This is a genomic window from Mycobacterium sp. E3251, from assembly GCF_001666835.1.
Lineage (GTDB): Bacteria > Actinomycetota > Actinomycetes > Mycobacteriales > Mycobacteriaceae > Mycobacterium.
In genome coordinates this window covers 12,733-37,368 of record NZ_LZJF01000197.1, presented here as the reverse complement: position 1 = coordinate 37,368, position 24,636 = coordinate 12,733, and the positions used below count along the sequence as shown (strand labels likewise).

23 protein-coding genes are annotated in these 24,636 nt (G+C 68.4%); 11 read left to right on the top strand and 12 right to left on the bottom strand.

Translation table 11 applies throughout. The features are described from left to right. A complete protein-coding gene (locus A5697_RS25255; protein ID WP_068012454.1) occupies nucleotides 1-1,515 on the top strand; it encodes a carotenoid oxygenase family protein in 1,515 nt (504 codons plus the stop codon). Further along, nucleotides 1,515-2,000, top strand: coding sequence for a VOC family protein (locus tag A5697_RS25250; RefSeq protein ID WP_068012452.1), 486 nt, complete (start codon nucleotides 1,515-1,517; stop codon nucleotides 1,998-2,000). The genes A5697_RS25255 and A5697_RS25250 overlap by 1 nt, the downstream gene beginning before the upstream one ends. Nucleotides 2,001-2,004: 4 nt before the next feature. On the opposite strand, the gene A5697_RS25245 is transcribed toward A5697_RS25250, so the two are convergent. From A5697_RS25245 to A5697_RS25215, 7 genes are all read right to left on the bottom strand, one after another. Next, on the bottom strand, nucleotides 2,005-2,439 hold the full coding sequence (locus A5697_RS25245; RefSeq protein WP_067951474.1) for a hypothetical protein: 435 nt from the start codon (nucleotides 2,437-2,439) through the stop codon (nucleotides 2,005-2,007). Nucleotides 2,440-2,503: 64 nt separating this feature from the next. Beyond that, nucleotides 2,504-2,974 carry an SRPBCC family protein gene (locus tag A5697_RS25240; RefSeq protein ID WP_068012450.1) on the bottom strand — a complete coding sequence of 157 codons (471 nt, stop codon included), beginning with the start codon at nucleotides 2,972-2,974 and terminating at the stop codon, nucleotides 2,504-2,506. A 4-nt stretch (nucleotides 2,975-2,978) separates the two neighbouring features. Continuing rightward, nucleotides 2,979-3,167 carry an antitoxin gene (locus tag A5697_RS25235; RefSeq protein ID WP_067951478.1) on the bottom strand — a complete coding sequence of 63 codons (189 nt, stop codon included), beginning with the start codon at nucleotides 3,165-3,167 and terminating at the stop codon, nucleotides 2,979-2,981. Between the two features lie 26 nt (nucleotides 3,168-3,193). Next, nucleotides 3,194-5,581, bottom strand: coding sequence for a cation-translocating P-type ATPase (locus A5697_RS25230; protein WP_068012448.1), 2,388 nt, complete (start codon nucleotides 5,579-5,581; stop codon nucleotides 3,194-3,196). Next, entirely contained in the window at nucleotides 5,578-7,155 is a 1,578-nt protein-coding gene (locus A5697_RS25225; protein WP_067951482.1) for a serine hydrolase, read from the bottom strand. Before A5697_RS25225 ends, A5697_RS25230 begins: the two co-directional genes overlap by 4 nt. A gap of 38 nt (nucleotides 7,156-7,193) precedes the next feature. Then, nucleotides 7,194-8,306 carry an MBL fold metallo-hydrolase gene (locus tag A5697_RS25220; protein ID WP_067951484.1) on the bottom strand — a complete coding sequence of 371 codons (1,113 nt, stop codon included), beginning with the start codon at nucleotides 8,304-8,306 and terminating at the stop codon, nucleotides 7,194-7,196. Nucleotides 8,307-8,311: 5 nt separating this feature from the next. Beyond that, complete coding sequence (locus A5697_RS25215; protein WP_067735701.1) at nucleotides 8,312-9,043, bottom strand: enoyl-CoA hydratase; 732 nt, start codon at nucleotides 9,041-9,043, stop codon at nucleotides 8,312-8,314. Nucleotides 9,044-9,070: 27 nt separating this feature from the next. On the opposite strand from A5697_RS25215, the gene A5697_RS25210 reads away from it, so the two are divergent. After that, complete coding sequence (locus A5697_RS25210) at nucleotides 9,071-10,543, top strand: carboxyl transferase domain-containing protein (protein WP_068012446.1); 1,473 nt, start codon at nucleotides 9,071-9,073, stop codon at nucleotides 10,541-10,543. A gap of 42 nt (nucleotides 10,544-10,585) precedes the next feature. On the opposite strand, the gene A5697_RS25205 is transcribed toward A5697_RS25210, so the two are convergent. Next, nucleotides 10,586-11,137, bottom strand: coding sequence for a TetR/AcrR family transcriptional regulator (locus tag A5697_RS25205; RefSeq protein ID WP_067951487.1), 552 nt, complete (start codon nucleotides 11,135-11,137; stop codon nucleotides 10,586-10,588). Between the two features lie 104 nt (nucleotides 11,138-11,241). Between A5697_RS25205 and A5697_RS25200 the strand changes: the two genes are divergently transcribed. The 5 genes from A5697_RS25200 (at nucleotide 11,242) to A5697_RS25180 (ending at nucleotide 16,628) form a co-directional block, all read left to right on the top strand. Further along, complete coding sequence (locus A5697_RS25200; RefSeq protein ID WP_068012444.1) at nucleotides 11,242-12,381, top strand: FAD-dependent oxidoreductase; 1,140 nt, start codon at nucleotides 11,242-11,244, stop codon at nucleotides 12,379-12,381. Between the two features lie 187 nt (nucleotides 12,382-12,568). Further along, a complete protein-coding gene (prrA, locus tag A5697_RS25195; RefSeq protein WP_156673443.1) occupies nucleotides 12,569-13,279 on the top strand; it encodes a two-component system response regulator PrrA in 711 nt (236 codons plus the stop codon). A 13-nt stretch (nucleotides 13,280-13,292) separates the two neighbouring features. Further along, on the top strand, nucleotides 13,293-14,633 hold the full coding sequence (locus tag A5697_RS25190) for a HAMP domain-containing sensor histidine kinase (protein ID WP_067951491.1): 1,341 nt from the start codon (nucleotides 13,293-13,295) through the stop codon (nucleotides 14,631-14,633). A gap of 151 nt (nucleotides 14,634-14,784) precedes the next feature. Further along, nucleotides 14,785-15,048 (top strand): DUF2630 family protein, encoded by a 264-nt coding sequence (locus A5697_RS25185; protein ID WP_067951492.1) that lies wholly within the window; start codon nucleotides 14,785-14,787, stop codon nucleotides 15,046-15,048. Nucleotides 15,049-15,074: 26 nt separating this feature from the next. Then, nucleotides 15,075-16,628 carry an NAD(P)/FAD-dependent oxidoreductase gene (locus A5697_RS25180; RefSeq protein WP_068012441.1) on the top strand — a complete coding sequence of 518 codons (1,554 nt, stop codon included), beginning with the start codon at nucleotides 15,075-15,077 and terminating at the stop codon, nucleotides 16,626-16,628. Here the strand turns inward: A5697_RS25180 and A5697_RS25175 are convergent, their stop codons facing one another. Then, the gene (locus A5697_RS25175) at nucleotides 16,629-17,921 is read right to left on the bottom strand and encodes a citrate synthase (RefSeq protein WP_067951496.1); all 1,293 of its coding nucleotides are present in this window, start codon (nucleotides 17,919-17,921) and stop codon (nucleotides 16,629-16,631) included. It abuts the gene before it with no gap. A gap of 129 nt (nucleotides 17,922-18,050) precedes the next feature. Beyond that, on the bottom strand, nucleotides 18,051-18,710 hold the full coding sequence (gene pdxH / locus A5697_RS25170; protein WP_197501113.1) for a pyridoxamine 5'-phosphate oxidase: 660 nt from the start codon (nucleotides 18,708-18,710) through the stop codon (nucleotides 18,051-18,053). 72 nt (nucleotides 18,711-18,782) lie between these two features. Here pdxH and A5697_RS25165 point away from each other — a divergent pair, with 72 nt between their 5' ends. Then, nucleotides 18,783-19,904: a citrate synthase 2 gene (locus A5697_RS25165; RefSeq protein WP_067951500.1), complete on the top strand. Its 1,122-nt coding sequence runs from the start codon at nucleotides 18,783-18,785 to the stop codon at nucleotides 19,902-19,904. Nucleotides 19,905-20,036: 132 nt separating this feature from the next. Next, nucleotides 20,037-20,495: a VOC family protein gene (locus tag A5697_RS25160; RefSeq protein WP_067951503.1), complete on the top strand. Its 459-nt coding sequence runs from the start codon at nucleotides 20,037-20,039 to the stop codon at nucleotides 20,493-20,495. Here A5697_RS25160 and A5697_RS25155 read toward each other — a convergent pair. Continuing rightward, nucleotides 20,492-22,189: an FAD-dependent oxidoreductase gene (locus tag A5697_RS25155; protein WP_068012439.1), complete on the bottom strand. Its 1,698-nt coding sequence runs from the start codon at nucleotides 22,187-22,189 to the stop codon at nucleotides 20,492-20,494. The two genes, A5697_RS25160 and A5697_RS25155, sit on opposite strands and share 4 nt — an antisense overlap. Nucleotides 22,190-22,209: 20 nt before the next feature. Beyond that, nucleotides 22,210-23,235, bottom strand: a complete 1,026-nt coding sequence (locus A5697_RS25150; protein ID WP_067951507.1) for a diiron oxygenase — start codon at nucleotides 23,233-23,235, stop codon at nucleotides 22,210-22,212. A gap of 244 nt (nucleotides 23,236-23,479) precedes the next feature. Here A5697_RS25150 and serC point away from each other — a divergent pair, with 244 nt between their 5' ends. After that, nucleotides 23,480-24,598 carry a phosphoserine transaminase gene (serC, locus tag A5697_RS25145; RefSeq protein WP_156673442.1) on the top strand — a complete coding sequence of 373 codons (1,119 nt, stop codon included), beginning with the start codon at nucleotides 23,480-23,482 and terminating at the stop codon, nucleotides 24,596-24,598. Nucleotides 24,599-24,636: the final 38 nt, after the last annotated feature.

Here is a 24,636-nt window from a genome sequence, read left to right as displayed (position 1 = left end):
ATGGACGTTGAGATCGTCGGCAAGTTCCTGTCCACGCTGCCCGAGGACGACGACCACCCGTACCGGACCGGGCCGTGGCGTCCCCAGACCACCGAGTGGGACGCCGACGACCTCACCGCCGTGGAAGGGGAAATCCCGCGCGACCTCGACGGCATCTACCTGCGTAACACCGAGAATCCGCTGCACCCGGCGCTGAAGACTTATCACCCGTTCGACGGCGACGGCATGCTGCACATGGTCGGCTTCCGCGACGGAAAGGCCTTCTACCGCAACCGCTTTGTCCGCACCGACGGCTTCCTGGCCGAGAACGAAGCCGGTGGCCCGCTGTGGCCGGGGCTGGCCGAGCCGGTGCAATTGGCCAGGCGCGAGCAGGGGTGGGGGGCCCGCACCCGGATGAAGGACGCGTCGAGCACCGACGTCATCGTGCACCGGGGCGTCGCACTGACCAGCTTCTACCAATGCGGCGACGTCTACCGGGTCAATCCATACTCGGGCGAGACGCTGGGCAAGGAAAGCTGGAACGGCCGCTTCCCGACCGATTGGGGTGTGTCCGCGCACCCGAAGGTGGACGGCAAAACCGGTGAACTGCTGTTCTTCAACTACAGCAAGCGGGAGCCGTACATGCGCTACGGCGTGGTCGACGAGAACAGCGAGCTGGTCCACTACATGGACATCCCCCTGCCAGGGCCGCGACTGCCGCACGATATGGCGTTCACCGAAAACTACGTGATTCTCAACGACTTTCCACTGTTCTGGGACCCCGCCCTGCTCGAGCACGACGTGCACCTGCCGCGCTTCTACCCCGACATCCCATCGCGGTTCGCGATCCTCCCCCGCCGCGGGGGGACCGGTGACATCCGGTGGTTCGAGGCGGCCCCGACGTTCGTGCTGCACTTCGTCAACGCCTACGAGGACGGTGACGAGATCGTCCTCGACGGCTTCTTCGAGGACGACCCCTCCCCGCTGGACACCGGCGGGTCGAAGTGGGACAAGCTGTTTCGGTTCCTGGCGCTCGATCGCCTGCAGTCGCGGCTGCATCGTTGGCGTTTCAACCTGACTACCGGGGCGGTGCGGGAGGAGCGGCTCTCGGAGTCCATCACCGAGTTCGGCACCATCAACCCGGACTATGCCGCGGGCGACTACCGCTACGCCTATGCCGCCACCGGCAAGCCGGGCTGGTTCTTGTTCGACGGGCTGGTCAAACACGACCTGCGCACCGGGAACCAACAGGAATTCCGCTTCGGCGACGGCGTCTATGGAAGCGAGACGGCGATGGCGCCACGGGTCGGCGCCACCGGTGAGGACGACGGTTACCTGGTCACGCTCACCACCGACATGAACACCGACGCCTCCTATTGCGTGGTCTTCGACGCCGCCCGGATCGCCGATGGCCCGGTGTGCAAACTCCAACTGCCGGAGCGTATTTCGAGCGGTACCCATTCGACGTGGGCCGCCGGCCACCAGCTGCGGCGCTGGGATACCGCCGAGTCGGCGGCAAGCACGGTCGGCTTGTGATGGCCGCCCAGCATCCTCGCCGCACCACGCACTGGCCGGTACAGCTGGCGTCGATCGGCGGCATTCGCTTCGCGCGCCGGTCGGCGAACTTCCAGGAGACGGTGCGGTTCTACCGAGAGCTGGTCGGCTTGCCGCTCTTCGAAACCTTCGGTGACAGTTACGGCAGCAACGGCGCCATCTTCGGCCTGCCCAGTTGGAATCTGACCCTGGAGATCGTGGAATCCGGCGAGGCCGTCGCCGTGGACCACCACGAACAGCTGTGCCTGTACTTCCCCGACCAGCAGGCGCAACAGGCGGCGATCGCCCGCCTGCAAGCGGCGGGGATCGACCCCGTCGACCAGCATCCGTACTGGGCGGCGACGGGCGCCGTCACCTACCGCGACCCGGACGGTCGCGAAATCGTGTTCGCGCCCTTCGTGTTCGGCGTCAACGAGCCGAGCGACAGCTTGGCCTCGGGAACGCACGAGTTCCCCTCGCCCCCCTGAGGTCTCAGCGGCCGGACCGACCGGAAGCCAGCGCCGCGATGACCGCCGCAACCGAGCAGATGACCGCACACACCGCCGCGACCGCCCCGACGTACAGGCCGTATTGGGCCGATACCGGCGGATTGACGTTGAGCTTGTAGTACCACGCTGTCAGCGCGACGATCAACAGCGAAATCACCAGCGCGCCAACCGAAGCGAGCCTGACCGACAGCCCGCGGCCGACCATCGCCCCGGTCACCAACAGCGCGGAGGACAGCAGGACGATGAGCTGGCCCGCGCCGAACCCCCGCGGCAGTTCCAAGTTTCCGTGGGCGCCTCCGATGGCGTTTGCCCAGCCCCCGCCGTTGACCGCCGTCGTCAACCACGGCAGCCAGGCGCTGGCCGAAATCACCAAGGCGAAGAGCGCCACCAGCCAACCAGGGCGCAGCCGCCGAGTCATGCAAGCGAGATTAGCCGACGTGGGACCGACCTCGGCGCCGTCACGCTCGCGTGGCGCCCGTCGGTCAGTGACGACCGCCGGAGCCGTTCATCCCGGGGTCGGGGCGGGTGAATACCGTGACGAAGTTCTGCAGCGACATGTCGATGTCGCCACGCAGCGCGGCGGCGACGATCATGCCGATGGGCCCGAACAGGGCGGGGCCACCGAGGTGGACGTCGAAGCTGACGATCGAGCCCTCTTCCGCGGGCTGAACTTTGGCCATCAGCTTGACCTTGACGCCGCCGACGCCGTCACCGTTGAGCGTCATGCCTTCCGGCGGCTTGTAGCGCACGACCGTCCACCTGATTCGGTTGTACATGCCCTTGACTTCGACGATCGACTCCACGACCGTGCCCTTGTCGATGTCATCGGGCAGCTTGCTGCGCCACACGCGGTGGATTGTCAGCCAATCTTTGTACCGGGACAGGTCGGAGGCATGCTTCCAGGCCACCTCGGGTGGCAGCGGGACGTCGATGGATCCGGAGAGTTTCGCCATGAGCTCAGTTCTGGTCGTCGCCTTTGGCCGCGGACTCGGCCGCTTTCTTGGCCTCTTCTTGCACCTTGTGGATGGTGTCGGAGTACTTGCCCTGTGTCTTCTCGTCGACGAATTCGCCGGCCTTATCGATCGCGGTTCCGACCTTGTCGGCGTTCTGCGACAGCAGGTCTTTGGCCTTGTCCAGGAATCCCATGTACCCGTCCTTTCCCCGCCGAAATCCTACTTGGCCGGTGGCTCGCCCCACAGCCGCGGCTGCAGGCCCAGCACCCGTGCCCGGACCCACCACATCACCTCAATGGCGCCGGCGCCCAGCAAGCCGATCCCCACCGCGGTCGACGTCACCACGACATCGGAGGGGTCGAGCAGGAACGCCCGGCGGGCCAGCGGGATGCTGAAGATCACCACGTAGGCCAGGCCGGAGCCGATCACCAGCGCTACCCGCCACCACTGGTAGGGGCGCGCGACCACGGCGAGCACCCACAGCGCCGTCATCAGCAGCGTGATGAGGGCCGCGGTAGACGCCTGCTCCTGTTGCTGGAACGTCGCGTGCCGGCCGTGATAGGCCACCAGGTAGGACCCGAAAGTCGCGGTGCCGACGATGAGCCCGGAGGGTAGCGCGGAGCTCAGCACCCGACGCACGAAACCCGGGTAGGCGCGTTCGTTATTGGGGGCGAGCGACAGGATGAACGACGGGATCCCGATGGTGAACCACGCCGCGATGGTGACGTGGATCGGCTGAAACGGGTACAGCAGGGGGTCGGCGTCGAGCGGTTTCGAGAGCAGGCATTCGATGCCGACCAGCAGCGCCAGCAGCACCGAGTAGACGGTCTTGGTCAAGAACAGGTTGGCGACCCGCTCGATGTTGCCGATCACGCGCCTGCCCTCGCCGACGACATACGGCAGGGTGGCAAACCTGTTGTCCAGCAACACGATCTGGGCGACCGCGCGTGACGCCGGGCTGCCGGAACCCATGGCGACGCCGATGTCGGCATCCTTGAGCGCCAGGACGTCGTTGACGCCGTCGCCGGTCATCGCGACCGTATGCCCGTGCGATTGCAGGGCGTGCACCATCGCCCGCTTCTGGTCGGGCCGCACCCGGCCGAAGGTGGTGTAGGCGTCCAGCGCGTCGGCCAATTGCGCGGGTTCCGCCGGCAGCCGGCGTGCGTCCATCGTCTCCCCGCGCAGCCCGAGCTTATCGGCGACGGCACCGACCGACACCGCGTTGTCGCCGGAAATGACTTTGACCGAAACACCTTGCTCGGCAAAATAATCCAGGGTGTCCGCGGCGTCCGGGCGCACCCGCTGCTCGAGAACCACCAGCGCGACGGGGGTGACCCGGCCCGGCGCGTCCGGATGGTCGACGGCGACGTCGCCCGTGCCGACCAGCAGCACCCGCAACCCCTGCGCGCCGATCCGCTCGGCCTGCTCGGCCGCCGTCGACTCCGGATCAAGCAGCACGTCCGGCGCCCCGATCACCCAGTTGCCGTCATCCCCGAAGGACACCCCGCTCCACTTGGTGGCCGACTTGAACGGCGCGGTGGCCGTGGCGATCCAGTCGGGCGGGCGCTGGTAGCTTTCGGCGATCGCCTGCATGCTGGCATTGGGCCGCGGGTCGGCGGCGGCCAACGCGGCCAGGGCGTCCGCGACCCGGTGCCGCTGTGCCGCGTCGAGTTCCTCGACGCCCGCCACGCGCATGCCGTTCTCGGTCAGGGTGCCCGTCTTGTCCGCGCAGACCACATCGACCCGGGCGAGTCCCTCGATCGCCGGCAGCTCCTGCACGAGGCACCGCCGTTGCCCCAGCCGGATCACCCCGACGGCGAACGCGACCGACGTCAGCAAGACCAACCCTTCTGGCACCATCGGGACCAGCGCGCCCACGGTACGGAGCACGGACTGCCGCCAGCCCGCGTGCGTGGTGAAAAACTGGGTGTAGATCGTCAGCAGGCCGGCCGGCACCAACAGGTAGGTGATGAACTGCAGGATCCGGTTAATCCCGTTGCGCAGTTCGGATTTGACCAACGTGAACTTGCTGGCCTCCTCGGCGAGCTTGGCGGCATAGGCCTCCGGCCCGACCTTGGTGGCGCGGTAGGCGCCCGTGCCCGCCACGACGAAGCTGCCCGACATGACCGCATCGCCGGTTGCCTTGGCCATCGGATCGGCCTCCCCGGTCAGCAACGACTCGTCGACCTCGAGATTCGCCTCTTCGACGATCTCGCCGTCGACGACGACTTGGTCCCCCGGGCCGAGTTCGATGATGTCGTCGAGCACCACCTCGGAAGGCAGCAGGGTGCGCGTACCGGATTGCCTGCGCACCAACGGTTTCGCCTGCCCGACGATGGCCAGGGCATCCAGCGTCCGCTTGGCACGAATCTCCTGGACCATGCCGACGACGCTGTTGGCGATGATGAGCAGGCCGAACATCCCGTTGATCAACGAGCCGGTCGCCAGCACGATCAGCAGCAACACCCCCAGTATCGCGTTGATCCGGGTGAAGACGTTGGCCCGCACGATGTCGGTGATGCTGCGGGTGGCGCGTTCGCGGACCGCGTTGCTCTTACCGTCGGCGACCCGCTGCGCCACCTCGGCATCGGTCAGTCCGGCGATCATCGGGTGAACGTTCCCAGCTTGTCCGCGTCGTAGTACTCCAGGTTTAGGGTCCGTCCAGAAAATGTGGCCTTGGAAACGGTTCCGGGCGGGGCGTTTTCGTCGGTCAAACCGAAGGTGAAGGTGTCGCCGTCCCAGTGCGTCAGCGTGACCATCCGGTTCTTGGGGCCCATCGCCAGCTGCAGCGAGCCGTCGTGTTCGGTGACTACGGCCGGGCCCCAGTAATCGCTGGCATACACGCCGGCGTAGTCGCCGAGCGGCCTGGCCGGCGCGGGGCTGGCCGGTGGCTGCTTGCCGACCAGCGATCCCCCCGGGTTGTTCAGCCAGCCGATCGCCTTCTTGTACAGAGCTGCCCAATCCTCACGGATCTGGCCGTACTGCACGAGATCCATGAATTCGGCGGTCAGCGTCTCCGGGATGCCGTAGGGCGCGCCATTCGTCAGCGCGATGATGCCCAAGTCCTCCGAGGGCATCACCACGAAGTTTGTCGCCGCCCCCAAATCGAAAGCGCCGGAATGGCTGTATTCGGTGCGCCCAGACGAGTCGACCGACGCGTTGAAGCCGTAGCCGTAGAACCCGGAGCGCGCCCGGGGCGTTTTCGCGGGCGCCGAAACCGTCTGGGGGCTGGTGGCGGCCAGCAAGGCTTCGGGCGAGGCGATCCGCTGGCCGTTGTAAGTTCCGTTGCCCAGCAACATCATCAGCCAGCGGGCCATGTCGTTGACCGACGAGCTCACTCCGCCCGCGGGTGACTGGGGATCGGGGTCGCGCTGGAATCGGGCCTCCCACCTGTCGGCGATCTTGATGTGGTTGACCGCATGGTTGGGTCGTGCGACGAAGTCGGCGAACCGCGAACTGGTCGACGTCATCCCCAGGGGGCGGTAGAGCACCTCGTTGGACAGGTCCTCCCAGGACTTGCCCGCCGCGGCGGCCACCGCCTCGGCCGCTGCGGTTACCCCATAGTTGGTGTAGGCGTAGCTGATTCGGAAAGGGGCCAGCGGCAGGTACTTCAGCCGTTCCAGGGTCTGCCGACGGTCGTAGCCCAAGTCTTCGAGTTTGTCACCGGCGTGGTCGGGCAGCCCGGAGCGATGCGAGTACAGGTCGGCGACGGTGGCGTGGCCCGTGACGTAGGGATCGCTCAGCGTGAACCACGGCAGCTTGGATGCCACCGGGGTGTCCCACGCGACAACGTTGTCGCTGACCTCGTGCGCGACCACCGTCGAGCCGACCGACTTGGACACCGAGGCCAACTGGAAAACGGTGTCGGCGTCCACCTTGTTGTCCTGACCCTCCCCCTTGCCCACATCCTTGACGCCGAATCCTTTGGCGTACAGCACCTTTCCACCGTGAACGATGGCGACGGCCATGCCCGGGACACCGGTGCTCTTCATCAGGTCGCCGACCAGGCCGTCGACCTTGGCGACCGCCTCGTCGATTCGGCCGGCGGGGATCGCGAGGCCCGACACCTCGTTGGGGGGCGCGTCCGAAAGCGCGGGCGGGCTGGATGCCTGTCGGGTGGCCCCACAACCGGTCAGGCCGAGCAGCACCGTGGCAACGGCCGCGGCCGCGCGTTTCGTCATGGCGGAACTCTAACGCCCGGGGTCGGAAGACCCCCGAATCAGAGCCGCCACCAGGGGTTCGATTTCGGCGGCGCCGCGGGATCGATGCGTTGGCCGGGGGCGGGGACTGCCACTTTGACGTTTTCCGGTTCAGCGGCTGCGAGCAGGCGTTCAACCGGCTCGGCCCACGGGTGGGGAGCCAGCCGGAAAGTGCCCCAATGGATCGGCACGAGCAGCCCGTCGCCGGTGAGGTCCAGGTGCGCCCGCACCGCTTCCTCGGGGTTCATGTGGACGTCCGGCCACGCGGTGTTGTAGGCGCCGATGGGCAACAGGGTCAGGTCGAACGGTCCGTGGTCGGCGCCGATCTGCGCGAAGCTCTTTGTATAGCCGGTGTCGCCGCCGAAGTAGGCGCGATGATTCGGGCCGACGAATGTCCACGACGCCCACAGCGTGGTATTGCGGTCCAGGAAGCGACCCGAAAAGTGCCGCGCCGGAAGGCAAGTCACGGTCAGCTGGTCGACCAGACCGCTCTGATGCCAGTCGAGCTCGACGATGCGGTGCTCCGGTATCCCCCACGCGCGCAGGTGCGCGCCGACACCGAGCGGCACGAAGAACGGGGCCCGCTGCGTGTGGGCCAGCGCCGTCACCGTGTCCATGTCGAGGTGGTCGTAGTGGTCGTGGCTGATCACGACCGCGTCGACGGCGGGCAGCCCTTCCAGTTGCACCGGCGGCGGGTGCAGCCGCTGTGGTCCGACGATGTCCGACGGTGAGCACCGGTCGCTCCAGACCGGGTCGGTGAGCACCCGGTAACCGTCGATTTCCAGCAGCGCCGTCGAGTGACCGAACCAGCTGACGGCGAGCCGGCCGGGGTCACCGTCGTAGATCGCCGGAGCGGCCAACGGGATTGGCGCTGAAGGCCGGCTCACACCGCGATTGCCGATGAGCTCCCACGCGACCAGCCGCAGTTCTTCGCGATCCATCGTGAAATTGGAGGCGGGGTCGAGGTTGACGAATGCGCCGTCGCGGTAGTTCGGTGACCCCTCCGCCACCGCCCTGATCGCGGCGGGATGAGCGCCGAGGGCCGCCGGTGCGCCGTGCAGCGCCCGCACCACCCAGCTGCCGGCCACCAGCGAAGCCGTGCCGGCGGCCAATCGCAGCGCCCCCCGCAGCATGACGGTTAGGCCCCCTGGAACTTGGGCGGTCGCTTCTCGATGCGGGCGACTTGGGCCTCGATGACGTCCTGGCTCCCCCACGCCCTGTCGAACAGCTCCTTGTGCACGGGCCCGGCCTCCTCAATGGCGCCGTCGTCGTTCAGCACCCGCTTGGCATGCTGAATCGCCAGCGGTGCCAGGCCGGCGATCTCGGCGGCCCACGCTTGGGCGTCGGCCAGCGTTCCGATGCGGTTGGCCATTCCGGTCTGCAGCGCGGCGTCGGCGGTCAGCTTCTCCGCGGCCAGCAGCATCGCGCGGGCCCGCCCGTGCCCGACCAGTGAAGACAACCGGCGAATGCTCCAGTTATCAAGTGCCAGGCCATATTTCGATGTCGGAAACTGGAAGAACGCGTCCGGTGCGACGACCCGTAGATCGCACTGCATGGCCAGCTGCAGGCCCGCGCCGATGGCGGGACCGTTGATGGCGGCGATCACCGGGATCAGCGTCGTATCCATCACCTTGTGCAGCTCGATGAGCCGGTCGGGATAGTCGGCGGCGAACGCGTCGCCGCTCAGGTCGGCGCCGGCGCAGAACGCCGTGCCCTGACCGGTCAGCACGATGGCCCGGACGGAGCCGTCGCTCGCCTTCTGGAAGGCTTCGCGCAGCTCCTCGACGAGCTGGGAATTCAGAGCGTTGCGGCGCTCGGGCCGCTGCAGCTCAATCGTCAGCACGGCTTCGGCCTGGGTAACACCGATCATGGCAGCCACCCTATATAGCCTCGTGTCGTGAGTCGTATCACGGCTGCTCAGCTGCGCGACGCGGTGCTGGACGAGGGCTTTTTCATCCGCTGGGACGGCGAGCCGCTCGCGGTGCGGGCCAGCGAGGCCTACGCGCGAGAGCTGGCCGACGCGCGGGCGGCGACCGGCCTGGACGAATCGGTGCTGACGGGCGAGGGGCGCATCTACGGGCGCCGGGTGGCGGTGGTGGTCTGCGAGTTCGGCTTCCTCGGCGGCTCGATCGGGGTGGCCGCGGCTGAGCGGATCACCGCCGCGGTGCAGCGAGCGACCGCCGAGGGCCTGCCGCTGCTGGCCTCGCCGAGCTCCGGCGGCACCCGCATGCAGGAGGGCACGGTCGCATTCCTGCAGATGGTGAAGATCGCCGCCGCCGTCCGCCTGCACAAGCAGGCCCACCTGCCCTACCTGGTCTACCTGCGCAATCCCACCACCGGCGGGGTGTTCGCGTCGTGGGGATCGCTCGGCCACGTCACCGTCGCCGAACCGGGCGCCATGATCGGCTTCCTCGGACCCCGGGTGTACGAGCTGCTCTACGGCGAGCCGTTCCCCGAAGGCGTCCAGACGGCGGAGAACCTGCAGCGCCATGGCGTGATCGACGGGGTCGTCCCGGTCGGCGAGCTGCGCCGGACGCTGGACCGGGCGCTGACCGTCATCGCCGACCCACCCGAGCGCCTCCCGGCGGCGGGGCCGGCCGAATCGCTGCCCGACGTGCCGGCGTGGGACTCGGTGGTGGCGTCGCGCCGCCCCGACCGGCCGGGTGTGGGGCTGCTGCTGCGCCACGGCGCCACCGATCGGGTGCTGCTGTCGGGCACGGGGCAGGGCGAAGCGGCGACGACCCTGCTGGCGCTGGCCCGTTTCGCCGGCCAGCCCGCGGTGGTGCTCGGGCAGCAGCGGGTGACGGGTGGGATGGTCGGGCCCGCGTCGCTGCGCGAGGCCCGGCGCGGCATGGCGCTGGCCGCCGAGCTGCGCCTTCCGCTGGTGCTGGTGATCGACACCGCCGGCCCCGCGCTGTCGGCCGAGGCCGAACAGGGCGGGCTGGCCGGCCAAATCGCCCAGTGCCTGGCCGAGCTGGTGACCCTCGATACCCCGACGGTGTCGGTGCTGCTCGGCCAGGGCAGCGGCGGGCCGGCGCTGGCGATGGTGCCGGCAGATCGGGTGCTGGCCGCGCTGCACGCGTGGCTCGCCCCGCTCCCGCCGGAGGGCGCCAGCGCGATCGTCTTCCGAGACACCGCTCACGCCGCCGAACTTGCTGCCGCGCAAGGCATCCGGTCGCTCGACCTGCTGGCGTCGGGCATCGTCGACGCCGTCGTGCCGGAACATCCCGACGCCGCCGACGAGCCGATCGAGTTCTGCCAGCGACTCTCGCGCGCCGTCGCCGCCGAGGTGCACGCGCTGCGGGCGCTCCCCGCGGGCGAGCGGCTGACGGCCCGCCTGCGGCGCTACCGCCGCATCGGATTGCCCTGAGCGGCGGCGGACCGCCGCGACACATAAACCACGCGTCTCGCGTCAGCCATCGGGTAGCCCGAGGTAGCGCTGAATGGTCGGGCCGAGCCAGTCGACGATCTCGTCGCGGGTCATCTCCACGATGGGCGGTAGCCGTAACACGAAGCGGCACAACGCCATCCCCAGGATCTGGGTCGCGATCAGCCCCGCGCGCACGGCGACTTCCTCCGACGGCACAAGCGAGCCGACAAGCGGCCGGATCTGGGTTCCGAAGATCTCGTGCATCCGTTGCGCCGCCTCGCCGTTGGTGGCGCTGGACCGCAGCAGGATCACCAGCGCCTCGTCGCCCTCCCAGCGTTCGAGAAAGTGGCGCACCAGCGACCGCCCGACCTGCGCCGGGTCGATCGAAGCGAGATCGGGGAACCGCAAGTCGAACTCGGCGGCCGCGGCGAACAGCTTGTCCTTGCTGCCGTAGTACCGCATGACCATCGCGGGATCGATCCCCGCGTCGGCGGCGATCGCCCGGATCGTCGCCCCCTGGAAGCCGACCGCGCCGAACCGCTCGCGGGCGGCCGCCAGGATCACCGCCTTGGTCTCATCGGACGACCGTCTCATGTCAACGATTGTAGGCCAACAACTGTTGACATTGCTCCACCGGCGCGCAAGCATGGGGGTATGCCAACAAGCGTTGACTAAACGCACCGGGAGAGGAGCGGACCATGAACGACACCGATGTCCTGGTGGTAGGCGCGGGCCCGACCGGCCTCACGCTCGCCGCCACACTGCTCAGGCGCGGAATCCGGGCGGTCGTGGTCGACAAGTTGGCCGAGGGCGCGAACACGTCCCGTGCCGCCGCCGTCAACGCCCGCACCCTGGAGGTGCTCGAGGAGCTCGACGTGGCCCGGCGCATGGTCAAGGCGGGGCTGATCGCACCGCGATTCACCATGCGGGAGGGCCGGCGCATCCTGATCCCCGTCGACTTCAGTGAGTTGCCGACGGACCACCCGTACACCCTGATGCTGTCCCAGGCCGACACCGAGCGGCTGCTGCTCGAGCGACTCCAGGAGTTGGGCGGTGACGTGGTCCGCCCGAAGACGCTGAGCCGCATCCGCCAGGACGCCGCCGGCGTGACGGCCACATTCGACGACGGCGACACCATCAGGGCGGGCTACGCCGTCGGCGCGGACGGCATGAACAGCACCGTCCGGACCCAAGCCGGAATCGGCTTCGCCGGAGGCGAATTCGCCGAGGCTTTCACCCTCGCCGACGTTCGAGTAACCGGTGAAGCACCCCGCAACGAGGTGATCCTGTTCTACGGCCAAGACGGCCTGACGGTGCTGGCCCCGCTGCCCGGTGGCATCTTCCGTGTCGTCGCACCGACCGGCGACGCGCCGCAGCTGCCGTCGGCGCAGTTTGTGCAGGCCCTGCTCGACACCCGAGGATTCGGGCCAGGGCAGACGGTCGTCACCGAGCTGGTCTGGGGTTCGCGGTTCCACATCCATCACCGCGTCGCCGACACCTATCGCGCCGGCCGATTGCTGCTTGCCGGTGACGCGGCGCATGTGCATAGCCCGGCCGGGGGCCAGGGCATGAACCTCGGTATCACCGACGCGGTGGCGCTGGCCGGGGCCCTCGCCGAAGTCCTAGGGGGCGCCCCGGAGGCCGCGCTGGATGCGTACAGCACCGCGCAGCGCCGCCGCGCCGAGCGGGTACTGAAACTGACAGGACGGCTGACCCGGGTCGCAACCCTGCCGCGCCCGTTGCGCCCGCTGCGAAACACGGGAATGCGCCTGGCGGCGGGGGTTCCAGCGGTGCGCCGGCAGCTGGCGGTGCGGCTGAGCGGACTCTCCGTGGGATAACCCAAACCGTCACGGCGGCAACATCAATCAGAAATCGGCCACTCCGGACGCGAATGCCACGTCGCACCAACCGATCTCGGGATCGCACGTCCCTACCAACGGGCAGTTGCGGCGCAGCGTCGAAAACGTAACCTTTTAGGCATCGGCGGCCCGGCCTTGGCACCGCCACGGTCAACAATCAGGCAAGATGGGCGACATGGACACTGGTGGCACCTCACCCCGCGTCTTGGTCGTCGACGACGACTCCGATGTGCTCGCGTCGCTGGAACGCGGCCTGCGGCTGTCCGGATTCGAGGTGTCGACCGCGGTCGACGGCGCCGAAGCCTTGCGCAGCGCCACCGAAACCCGGCCGGACGCGATCGTGCTCGACATCAACATGCCGGTGTTGGACGGCGTCAGCGTCGTCACCGCGCTGCGGGCGATGGACAACGACGTCCCGGTCTGCGTGCTGTCCGCCCGCAGCTCGGTCGACGACCGGGTCGCCGGGCTCGAAGCCGGCGCCGACGACTACTTGGTCAAACCGTTCGTGTTGGCCGAGCTTGTCGCGCGGGTGAAGGCGCTGCTGCGCCGTCGCGGCGCGACCGCGACGTCCTCCTCGGAAACCATCACGGTGGGCCCGCTGGAGGTGGACATCCCCGGCCGGCGCGCCCGCGTCAACGGCGTCGACGTCGACCTGACCAAGCGTGAGTTCGACCTGCTGGCGGTGTTGGCCGAGCACAAGACCGCGGTGCTGTCCCGCGCGCAGCTGCTGGAACTGGTGTGGGGTTACGACTTCGCCGCCGACACCAACGTCGTCGACGTATTCATCGGGTACCTGCGCCGCAAGCTCGAGGCCAACGGCGGTCCCCGGCTGCTGCACACCGTTCGCGGAGTAGGGTTCGTGCTGCGTATGCAGTAACCAGGCGGGTGTCATGAATTTTCTATCCCGCATCCTGACCCGTACGCCTTCGCTACGCGCGCGGGTCGTGGTCGCGACCGCCATCGGCGCCGCCATTCCCGTGCTCATCGTCGGGATCGTCGTCTGGGTGGGCATCACCAACGACCGCAAGGAGCGGCTGGACCGCCGCCTCGACGAGGCCGCCGGCTTCGCGATCCCTTTTCTGCCGCGCGGTCTCGACGAGATCCCGCGCTCCCCCAACGACAACGACGCCATCATGACGGTCCGCCGCGGCGACCAGGTCAAGTCGAACTCCGACGTGACGCTACCCAGGCTGGACGTCGATTACGCCGACGCATACGTCAAAGGCGTGCGATACCGGGTGCGGACGGTGGAGATTCCCGCGCCGGAGCCCACGTCGCTGGCCGTGGGCGCGACGTATGACGCGACCCTCGCCGAAACCAACAACCTGCACCGGCGCGTCCTGCTGATCTGCGGCTTCGCCATTGGCGCGGCGGCGGTGTTCGCCTGGTTGCTGGCCGCGTTCGCCGTTCGCCCGTTCAAGCAGCTCGCGCAGCAGACCCGATCGATCGACGCCGGCGACGAGGCGCCTCGGGTGGAGGTGCACGGCGCCACCGAGGCCGTCGAGATCGCCGAGGCCATGCGGGGCATGCTGCAGCGCATCTGGGATGAGCAGATCCGGACCAAGGAGGCGCTGGCGTCGGCCCGCGACTTCGCCGCGGTGTCGTCGCACGAGCTGCGCACGCCCTTGACGGCGATGCGCACCAACCTCGAGGTGCTTGCCACCCTGGACATGCCCGACGACCAGCGCAAAGAGGTGCTGAGCGACGTCATCCGCACCCAGTCGCGGATCGAGGCCACGCTGAGCGCCCTCGAGCGGCTGGCCCAGGGCGAGCTGTCGACATCCGACGATCAGGTGCCGGTCGACATCACCGAGCTCCTTGACCGCGCCGCCCACGACGCGATGCGCATCTACCCCGACCTCGACGTGTCACTGGTGCCGTCGCCGACGTGCATCATCATGGGATTGCCGGCCGGATTGCGCCTCGCGGTGGACAACGCGATCGCCAATGCCGTCAAGCACGGCGGCGCGACCCGCGTCCGCCTCTCGGCGGTCAGCTCCCGCGCCGGGGTGGAGATCGCCATCGACGACAACGGCAGCGGCGTACCCGAAGACGAACGCCAAGTGGTCTTCGAGCGGTTCTCCCGCGGGTCGACCGCCTCCCATTCCGGGTCGGGCCTGGGGCTGGCGTTGGTGGCCCAGCAGGCCCACCTGCACGGCGGAACCGCTGCACTGGAGAGCAGCCCGCTGGGCGGTGCGCGCCTGGTGCTGCGCCTTCCGGGGCCTAGCTAGCGCAGCCGCCGGGATCCCCGGCGTGGCCGGTTCCGAAACGGCTCTGGCACAAGGCTTTCGCGTCCACGGGTTCGTTGTCCCGCGCTGTACGCCCGGCGGGCGACGGGCAACCTGGCGATTCGGCCCCCGCCCGGTCGGGCACACTGGAGCGATGGCCAACGGCAAGAAACCGACCGACAGCGAAACCCTGGCACACATCCGCGACCTGGTCGCACAGGAGAAAGCCCTGCGGGAGCAGCTGCAACACCGCGACATCTCCGAATCGGAGGAACACGACCGCCTGCGCCGGCTGGAGGTCGAGCTTGACCAGTGTTGGGACCTGCTGCGGCAGCGCCGGGCGCTGCGTGAAACCGGCGGTGACCCGCGGGAGGCCGAGGTTCGTCCTCCCGGCGAGGTCGAGGGTTACCTGAGCTGAGCCGTCACGCGGCAAATGGCGGTGCCGTGGACGCCATCGTGATTGGTGGCGGTCACAACGGCCTCGTCGCGGCGGGGTACCTGGCCCGCGCGGGTCTTCGGGTGCGGTTGCTCGAGCGGCTGGGGCACGTCGGCGGGGCGGCGGTCTCGGCGCAGGCCTTCGACGGTGTCGGCGTCCGGCTCTCCCGCTACTCCTACCTGGTCAGCTTGTTGCCGCCCCGCATCGTCGCCGACCTGGGTGCGGCGGTGCGGCTGGCCCGGCGCCCGTATTCGTCGTACACCCCCGACCCCGCCACCGATGGCCGCAGTGGGCTGTTGATCGGCGCGTCCGGCGGCACGTTCGCCGCGATCGGCGCCGGCCCCGATGAGCACGGGTTCGCCGCCTTCTATCAACGCTGCCGACTGGTGACTCAACGGCTATGGCCGACGCTGCTGGAACCGCTGCGCACCCGAGAGGAGGCCCGCCTGCATGTCGCGGGAAGCGGCGACCGCGATGCGGCGGCGGCGTGGCAGGCGTTGATCGACGAGCCGATCGGGCACGCCATCACCGCCGCCGTCGGCAACGACGTGGTCCGCGGCGCGATCGCGACCGACGCGCTGATCGGAACGTTCGCGCGCCTTGACGACCCGTCACTGATGCAGAATGTCTGCTTCCTTTACCACGTGCTGGGCGGCGGCACCGGGGACTGGGATGTTCCCGTCGGCGGGATGGGCGCGCTGACCGATGCCCTGGCAGCGGCGGCCATCGGCCACGGTGCCGAGATAACCACTGGCGCAGAGGTTTACGCCGTCGAACCGGACGGCGTGGTGCGCTACCGCACCGGGGACGAGGAACACCTGATAACGGGCCGGTTTGTCCTCGCCGGCGTCACGCCGGCGGTGTTGGCAGGCCTGCTCGGCGAACGGCCGCCGTCCCCCGCCCAAGGCGCGCAGGTCAAAGTGAACATGGTGCTGCGGCGGCTGCCCCGGTTGCGCGATGACGGCGTCACCCCCGAACAGGCCTTCGCCGGGACATTTCACGTGAACGAGACGTGGACCCAACTGGACGCCGGGTATTCGCGCGCGGCCGCCGGGCATATCCCGAATCCGCTACCGTGCGAAGCCTATTGCCATTCGCTGACCGACCCGAGCATTCTGTCGGCCGAGCTGCGCGATTCGGGCGCCCACACGATGACGGTGTTCGGTCTGCACACCCCGCACTCGCTGTTCGACGGCAGCTACTCCGGCGCCCTGCGTGACCGGTTGACCGAGTCGGTACTGGCGTCACTGAATTCCGTTCTGGCCGAACCCATTCAGGACGTGCTGATGAGCGACGCTCAGGGCCGGCCGTGCATTGAGACGACGACCACCCTGGACCTGCACCGCACGCTGGGGATGACGGCCGGCAACATCTTCCACGGCGGCCTCGCGTGGCCGTTCGCCGACGACGACGACCCGCTGAACACACCGGCGCGACGATGGGGGGTGGCGACCGCGCACGAGCGAATCATGTTGTGCGGCTCCGGCGCTCGCCGCGGCGGCGCAGTGTCGGGCATCGGCGGGCACAACGCCGCCATGGCGGTGCTGGCCTCGCTCTGCTGATTAGCGCGCGTCGATGGTCTGGTAGTCGCGCTCGGTGTAACCGGTGTAAATCTGGCGCGGGCGGCCGATCTTGCTGTCGCCCTCGTCGTGCATCTCCCGCCAGTGCGCGATCCAGCCGGGCAGCCGGCCGAGCGCGAACAACACGGTGAACATCCGGACCGGGAAGCCGAGGGCCCGGTAGATCAGCCCGGTGTAGAAGTCGACGTTCGGGTACAGCTTGCGCTCGATGAAGTAGTCGTCGGTCAGCGCCGCCTCTTCCAGCTCCTTGGCGATGTCCAGCAGCGGGTCGCCGCCGAGCTTGGCCAGGATCTTGTCGGCCTGTTCCTTGACGATCCGGGCGCGCGGGTCGTAGTTCTTGTACACGCGGTGGCCGAAGCCCATCAGCTTGACGCCCTCTTCGCGGTTCTTCACCTTGCGGACGAACTCGCTGACGTCGTCGCCGCTTTCGCGGATCTGGTCGAGCATCTCGAGCACCGCCTGGTTGGCGCCACCGTGTAGCGGACCCCACAGCGCGTTGATGCCGCCGGAGATCGAGGTGAACAGGTTGGCCCGCGACGAACCCACCAGCCGAACCGTCGACGTCGAGCAGTTCTGCTCGTGGTCGGCGTGCAGGATGAGCAGCATGTCCAGCGCCCGCACGACTTCGGGGTCCGCCTGATAAGGCTCCGCCGGCAGCCCGAACGTCATGCGAAGGAAGTTCTCCACCAGCGACTGCGAGTTGTCCGGGTAGAGGAACGGCTGCCCGACGGACTTCTTGTACGCGTACGCGGCGATGGTGGGCAACTTCGCGAGCAGGCGGATGGTCGACAGCTCGACCTGCTCGTTGTCCATCGGGTCGAGCGCGTCGGGGTAGTAGGCGCTCAGCGCGTTCACCACGGCCGACAGCACCGGCATGGGGTGCGCGTTGCGGGGGAAGCCGTCGAAGAAGCGCTTCAGGTCCTCGTGCAGCATGGTGTGCATCTGGATCCGCTTGGTGAACTCCGCGAGCTGGTCCTTGTCGGGCAGCTCGCCGTAGATCAGGAGGTAGCTCACCTCGATGAAGGTCGACTTCTCGGCGAGCTGTTCGATCGGGTAGCCGCGGTAACGCAGGATCCCGGCATCGCCGTCGATGTACGTGATGGCGCTCTTGCACGCGGCGGTGTTGACGAACCCGTTGTCGAAGGTGGTGTGCCCGGTTTTGGACAACAGGGAACCGAGCGCAATCCCATCCGCACCTTCGGTGGCGCGAACGATCTCTAAGTCGATCTCGCCCCCCGGGTACTTCAGAGTTGCGGTGTCGTCGGTGTCGGCCACGAGAACCCCTTTGCGCTCTGGCTGGTATGGCTGCCCTGACTAGGTGCTTATAAGTGAAGGTAGTCGTTGTCGCGTTCGCGTGCCTGCCCGGGGTCGGGTCTGTCCCGTCGCACCGACCCCCGGGGCGGGCTAGGGCTGGAGGCGCTCCACATGAGCGCCGGTGACCCGGATCCGGTTATGCAATCGGTTCTCCCGGCCCTGCCAGAATTCGACCGATTCCGGAGCAAGCAGATAGCCACCCCACCCCGGCGGTACCGGAACCTGCTCGCGGTCGGCGAAGCGCGCGGTCACCTCGGCCAGCTGGTCGAGCAGCGCCGCGCGCGACGCGATCGGACGGGACTGGTGCGAGGCCCACGCGCCGAGCTGGGAGCCGCGGGGCCGCTTGGACCAGTAGTCCTCGGTGACCTCAGGCGTGACCTTGCTCACCGGACCGCGGAGGTGAACCTGCCGGCCCAGCTGGTACCAGGGAAACGTCACCGACGCGTACGGCGTCGCCGCGAGGTCGGAGCCCTTGGCCGAGTCATAGTTGGTGAAAAATGTGATCCCGGACTCGTCCACGCTCTTACACAACACCGATCGGCTTGTCGGCCTGCCGTCGGCGACGGTGGCCAGCACCAGGGCGTTGGGTTCGGCGACGCCGGACCGCTCGGCCTCATCGATCCATTTGCGCAACAAGGCAACCCAACCGTCGTCGAGCCAATCCGTGTCGAGATCGGGACTGCCGTCCTTTTCCGCCGATCCGTATTCCACGCGCATCCTCTGCAGGCGCTCGGAGTCTGGTCCTGCCACCGCGCCAACGCTACCGGGGCTTGCTACCGGCCGGTAGCGTCGGTCCGAACGTGGGGTGCGAGAATTTTGCCTATGACTGTGGTCCCCGAAGACTTTGTCCCCGGCCTCGAGGGCGTCGTCGCCTTCACCACCGAGATCGCCGAACCGGATAAAGACGGCGGCGCGCTGCGCTACCGCGGTGTCGACATACAGGACCTGGTCAATCAACAGGTCACCTTCGGCGACGTGTGGGCTCTGCTGGTCGACGGTAAGTTCGGCCACGGATTGCCGCCCGCCGAGCCGTTCCCGCTGCCCATCCACACCGGCGACGTGCGCGTCGACGTGCAGGCGGGCCTGGCGATGCTGGCCCCGATCTGGGGGTACCGGCCCCTGCTCGACACCGACGACGCCACCGCCCGCGACCAGCTGGCCCGGGCCTCGGTGATGGCCTTGTCCTACGTGGCGCAGTCCGCCCGCGGCATCTACCAGCCCGCGGTCCCGCAGCGGGTGATCGATGAATGCGACACCGTCACAGCCCGTTTCATGACCCGCTGGCAGGGCGAGCCGGACCCGCGGCACGTCGAGGCGATCGACGCCTACTGGGTGTCGGCCGCCGAACACGGCATGAACGCGTCGACATTCACCGCTCGGGTGATCGCCTCGACCGGCGCCGACGTGGCCGCGGCGTTGTCCGGGGCGATCGGGGCCATGAGCGGACCGCTGCACGGCGGCGCGCCGGCGCGGGTCCTGCCGATGATCGAAGAGGTCGAACGCACCGGCGACGCCCGCGGGCTGGTGAAGAAGATCCTGGACAGCGGCGACAAGCTGATGGGCTTCGGGCACCGCGTCTACCGCGCCGAGGACCCGCGGGCGCGGGTGCTGCGCGCGACCGCAGAGCGGCTGGGCGCGCCGCGCCACGAGGTCGCGGTCGCGCTGGAGCAGGCCGCGCTGGCCGAGCTGCGCGAGCGGCGTCCGGACCGGGCCATCGAGACCAACGTCGAGTTCTGGGCGGCGGTGATCCTCGACTTCGCGCAGGTGCCGGCCAACATGATGCCGGCGATGTTCACCTGCGGACGGACCGCCGGCTGGTGCGCGCACATCCTCGAGCAGAAGCGGCTCGGCAAGCTGGTGCGCCCGTCGGCCATTTATGTCGGACCGGGCCCCCGCAGCCCGGAATCGGTCGAGGGTTGGGACCGCAGCCTCACCAACGCCTGAGGGGAAGCCGGTTGTCGGTGCCCGGCGATTAAATGAGTGTCGCCGCGATGAGTTTTGGTCGCGGGCGCAGTCATAACTCGCGAGCCTGCCCGTCTCGGGCCGGCCTGGGAACCGACAGCAAGGAGAACAACAATGGCGCTCAACATCGAACCCGCCCTGTCACCCCACCTGGTGGTGGACGACGCGGCTGCCGCAATTGACTTCTACGTCAAGGCTTTCGGTGCCGAGGAACTGGGGCGTGTGCCTCGGCCGGACGGAAAACTCATCCACGCCGCGGTGCGCATCAACGGCTTTCTGGTCATGCTCAACGACGACTTCCCCGAGATGTGCGGCGGCAAGTCGATGACGCCCAAGTCATTGGGCGGCACCCCGGTCACCATCCACCTGACCGTCACCGACGTCGACGCCAAGTTCCAGCGGGCGCTGGACGCGGGCGCCACCGTGGTCGCCCCGCTGGACGACCAGTTCTGGGGTGACCGCTACGGCGTGGTCGCCGACCCGTTCGGCCACCAATGGTCGATGGGCCAGCCGGTGCGCGAGGTCGGCTACGACGAAATCCAGGCCGCGATGGCCGGGCAGGGCGCCGGCTAGCCGAGCAGCCGGTCCAGTAGCCCGCGTCGCGGCGGCGGCGCGGGCTCGGCGGCGGCAGCGGCGGCGAGCATGTCGGCCACCTCGGTGAACTTGTTCCGCGGCCGACCGTCGGCGCTGCCGCGCGCGATCTCGGCAGCGTCGATGGCTCGCCAGCCGCGGCCATCGACGGTGTCGGGCTGCCGGGTGTGCACCAGCTTGGCCAGCGCCTCCGGCTCGGCCACCGGATCGCTTAGCTTGCCGGCGTTGAAATCGGCCACCAGGGCCCGAACGGTTTGCAGGGAGCACGACTTGTTCGTGCCGATGAACCCGCTGGGCCCCCGCTTGATCCAGCCCGCGACGTATGCGCCCGGGACCGGCGCCCCGGAGTCGGGATCGATCACACGGCCGCCGTCGTTGGGGACCACCGCGGTCGACTCGTCGAACGGCAGGTCGCGAATCGGCATGCCGCGGTAGCCAATCGATGTCAGCACCAGACCCGCGTCCAGTCGGCACACCTCGTCGGTTCCGGTGACCGCGAACTCCACCCCGGTGGCGCGTTCATCACCCAGCACGCGGTTTGGGGTGAGCCGATAGGCCAGCCGGATACGCGGGGCGCCGGACAGGGCGGCCGGCGCGGAATCGTCACCGAGCGTGCTCAGTATTTCCAGCTTGCGCTTCGTCAAGCCGTCCGTGGCCGCCGCGAGATCGGCCGCCACCAACTCGTGGTCGGCGGCGCTGAGCACGACGTCGGATGAGCCCGTGAGCCCGATCAGTTCGGGCAGGGTGAATGCCGACTGGGCGGGACCCCGCCGGGCGGCGACCACCACTTCGCGGACGGCGGAAGCGCGGAACGCCGCCAGTGCGCGATCGGAGATGTCGGTGCGGGCCAAATCGTCGGGGTCCGCCGTGAGCACACGGGCCACGTCGAGCGCGACGTTCCCGTTGCCGACGATCACCACCCGCTCGTGGCTGAGATCGACTGGCAGATCGGCAAAGTCGGGGTGCCCGTTGATCCACGCGACCAATTCGGTGGCGGTGCCGGTGCCGGGCAGGCCCATGCCGTCGATCTCCAGCCGACGGTCGTCGGGGGCGCCGACGGCGTACATCACGGCGTGGTGGTGGGCCAGCAGCTCGGCGTGGCTCAGGTGCCTGCCGACCTCGACGTTGAGGTAGAACCGGAAGCCGCGATGACCGGTGATCCGGTCGAACAGCCGGGTGGCCCGCTTGGTGTTCTGGTGATCGGGCGCGACGCCGGCGCGCACCAGCCCGTAGGGGGTCGGCAGCTTCTCGAACACGTTGACCCGCACGCCATGTTGGGTGAGCAGTTCGTCGGCGGCGTACATCGCGGCCGGCCCGGATCCCACGATGGCCACCGTCAGCGGCCGGCGGCGGGCGCGCACCTGGGCGGCCGGAATCACCGGGGCCAGCTTCGATGTGGGCGGGACCTTCTCGCCCTCGGGCCGCTCGGGGTAGAAGGATTCGTTGATCTCGACGAACGGCAGCTGCTTGGTATCCAGCCGGCTGTCGGGTGCGATGGCGCCGACCGGACATGCGCTCACGCACGCGCCGCAGTCCACGCAGGCCACCGGATCGATGTAGAGCATCTCCGAGGTGGCGAAGCCGGGCTCGTCGGGCGTGGGGTGAATGCAGTTCACCGGGCACGCGAAAACACAGGACCCGTCGTTACAGCACGACTGGGTAATAACGTGCGGCATAAACGATTACCCGCGTGGTCCTAGGCGGCCGGCGCCGCGGCCAGGTGCTGGCGTTGCGGCTCGCTGCGGTAGCGCGAGGGCTTCCCGTCGATCTTGCACAGCCGCCACATGAGCCGCGCCGAGCGGGTTTCCATCAGGCCGGTGTCGTGGGCCAGCATCCGGACGTCACCGAACATGTCGCTCAGCCACTTTCGCGACTCCGGCGACCGGAAGAAGAGTTCCTTCTTGACCTCGCGCGGAATGTCGAACTCCTGCCAGAATGCCTTGGGCGGCACCACGATCGCCCGGCACAGGATCTTCATGGTCAGCGGCAGGTAGAGCGCGGTCCAGAACCGCTGGCGCTTGGTCAGTTCCGGCACCCGCCTGCGCAAGAACTCGTGGGCGAAGGAGATGTGACGCGCTTCCTCGGCGACGTGGATGGCCATCACCCGCTCCATGATGGGATGCAACGACTTGCCTTCGCGCAGAACGTTTTTCTGTGTGTGGTCGATGGGCTCTTCGCCGGCGAGCACTCCGATGAAGAATGCCACCGGCAGGGGGCCGGCCACCAGTGGAACCAGCGGCGAGAGCCACTTGAGCATCCGCGGCATGCCCGGCACGTCGGCGCCGATCCGGTTGACCATCTCCTGAAACATCATGGTGTGGTTGCACTCTTCGACCGATTCGTGCAAGCAGTACCGGTATTCCGGGGACCCGTTCGGTACCCAGAACGTGTAGTTCATCAGACCGCGGATCAGGATCGACTCGAAGTGCAGCCCCACCTTGGCGACGTTGGCCTGGCGCCACATGCCGATCTTGATCTTGCGCTCGTCGGACTGCGCCAGGTACCAGGGGTGCCGTCCCAGCGGGTCGGTCGCCGGCAGTATCCACCGCGGGTCGTTCTCCGTGACGGCGAATTCGGCCGCATCCCAGTCGATGTCTGTGTACGGGTTGAAGTTTCGCCGCACCGACCCTTCGGACAGGGTGGCGAGCGTGTTGACGTACTCGGTGTCGTCGCGCACTTCCATATTGCGGCGCCAACGCCGAACCATGCGTGTCCTGGCCATATCCAAGCCTCCCCAGCGAGGTTTACATTAGGACGTGCTGTGTCCAGACAGTACCGCAGGTACCGCATATCTTCTAGACCCCTCGGCGGCACTGTGGCCTGACCAGCGGTCAGCGCCATAGTGTGCCCCACGTCACAGCGCGTGAAACCCCGCGAGCTCCCGGCCATGTGTTTTGCCGGAGCCCGCGGCGTCGGCAGTCAGACCGCCGTGCCGCGCGTCACGTCCGCTCACTACCCTGATGAGCATGGCTGACCAGCTCGAGGTTCCCGCTGACATCAAACCCCGCGACGGCCGCTTCGGCTGCGGTCCTTCCAAGGTCCGGCCCGAACAGTTGCAGGCCCTGGCGACCACCGCGGCCCCGCTGTTCGGCACGTCGCACCGCCAGGCACCCGTCAAGAATTTGGTGGGCCGGGTCAGGTCGGGGGTGGCCGAGCTGTTCTCCGTGCCAGAGGGTTACGAGGTCATCCTCGGCAATGGCGGCGCGACGGCGTTCTGGGACGCCGCGGCGTTCGGCTTGATCGACAAGCGCTCGCTGCACTTGTCCTTCGGCGAGTTCAGCTCGAAGTTCACCTCGGCGGTCGCCAACAACCCCTTCGTCGGCGATCCCATCGTCATCAAGGCGGACGCCGGCAGCGCGCCCGAGCCACAGAGCGATCCCTCGGTTGATGTGATCGCCTGGGCCCACAACGAGACCTCGACCGGGGTGGCGGTGCCCATCCGCCGTCCCGCCGACTCCGGCGACGCGTTGGTCGTCATCGACGCCACCTCCGGCGCCGGCGGCCTGCCGGTGGACATCACCGACACCGACGCCTACTACTTCTCGCCGCAGAAGAATTTCGCCAGCGATGGCGGCCTGTGGCTCGCCGTCATGAGCCCAGCCGCACTGGCGCGGGTCGAGTCCATCGCCGCGTCCGGCCGCTGGGTTCCCGACTTTCTGTCGCTGCCGATCGCCGTGGACAACAGCCTGAAGAACCAGACGTACAACACCCCGGCGATCGGCACCCTGGCGCTGATGGCCGAGCAGCTCGACTGGATGCTGGGTAACGGCGGGCTGGAATGGGCCGTCAAGCGCACGGCCGACTCCTCGCAGCGGTTGTACTCCTGGGCAGAGGAGCGGCCGTACACCACGCCGTTCGTCGCCGACCCCGCACTGCGCTCCCAGGTGGTGGGCACCATCGATTTCGTCGACGACGTTGACGCGGCGGCCGTCGCGAAGGTTTTGCGGGCGAACGGCATCGTCGACATCGAGCCGTACCGCAAACTCGGCCGCAACCAGTTGCGTGTCGGGATGTTCCCGGCGGTCGAGCCCGACGACGTCAGCGCCCTGACGCAATGCGTCGACTGGGTGGTCGAGCGGCTTTAGCCCGGCGACATGCGGGCCGAAACGACCAGCTGTGGGGG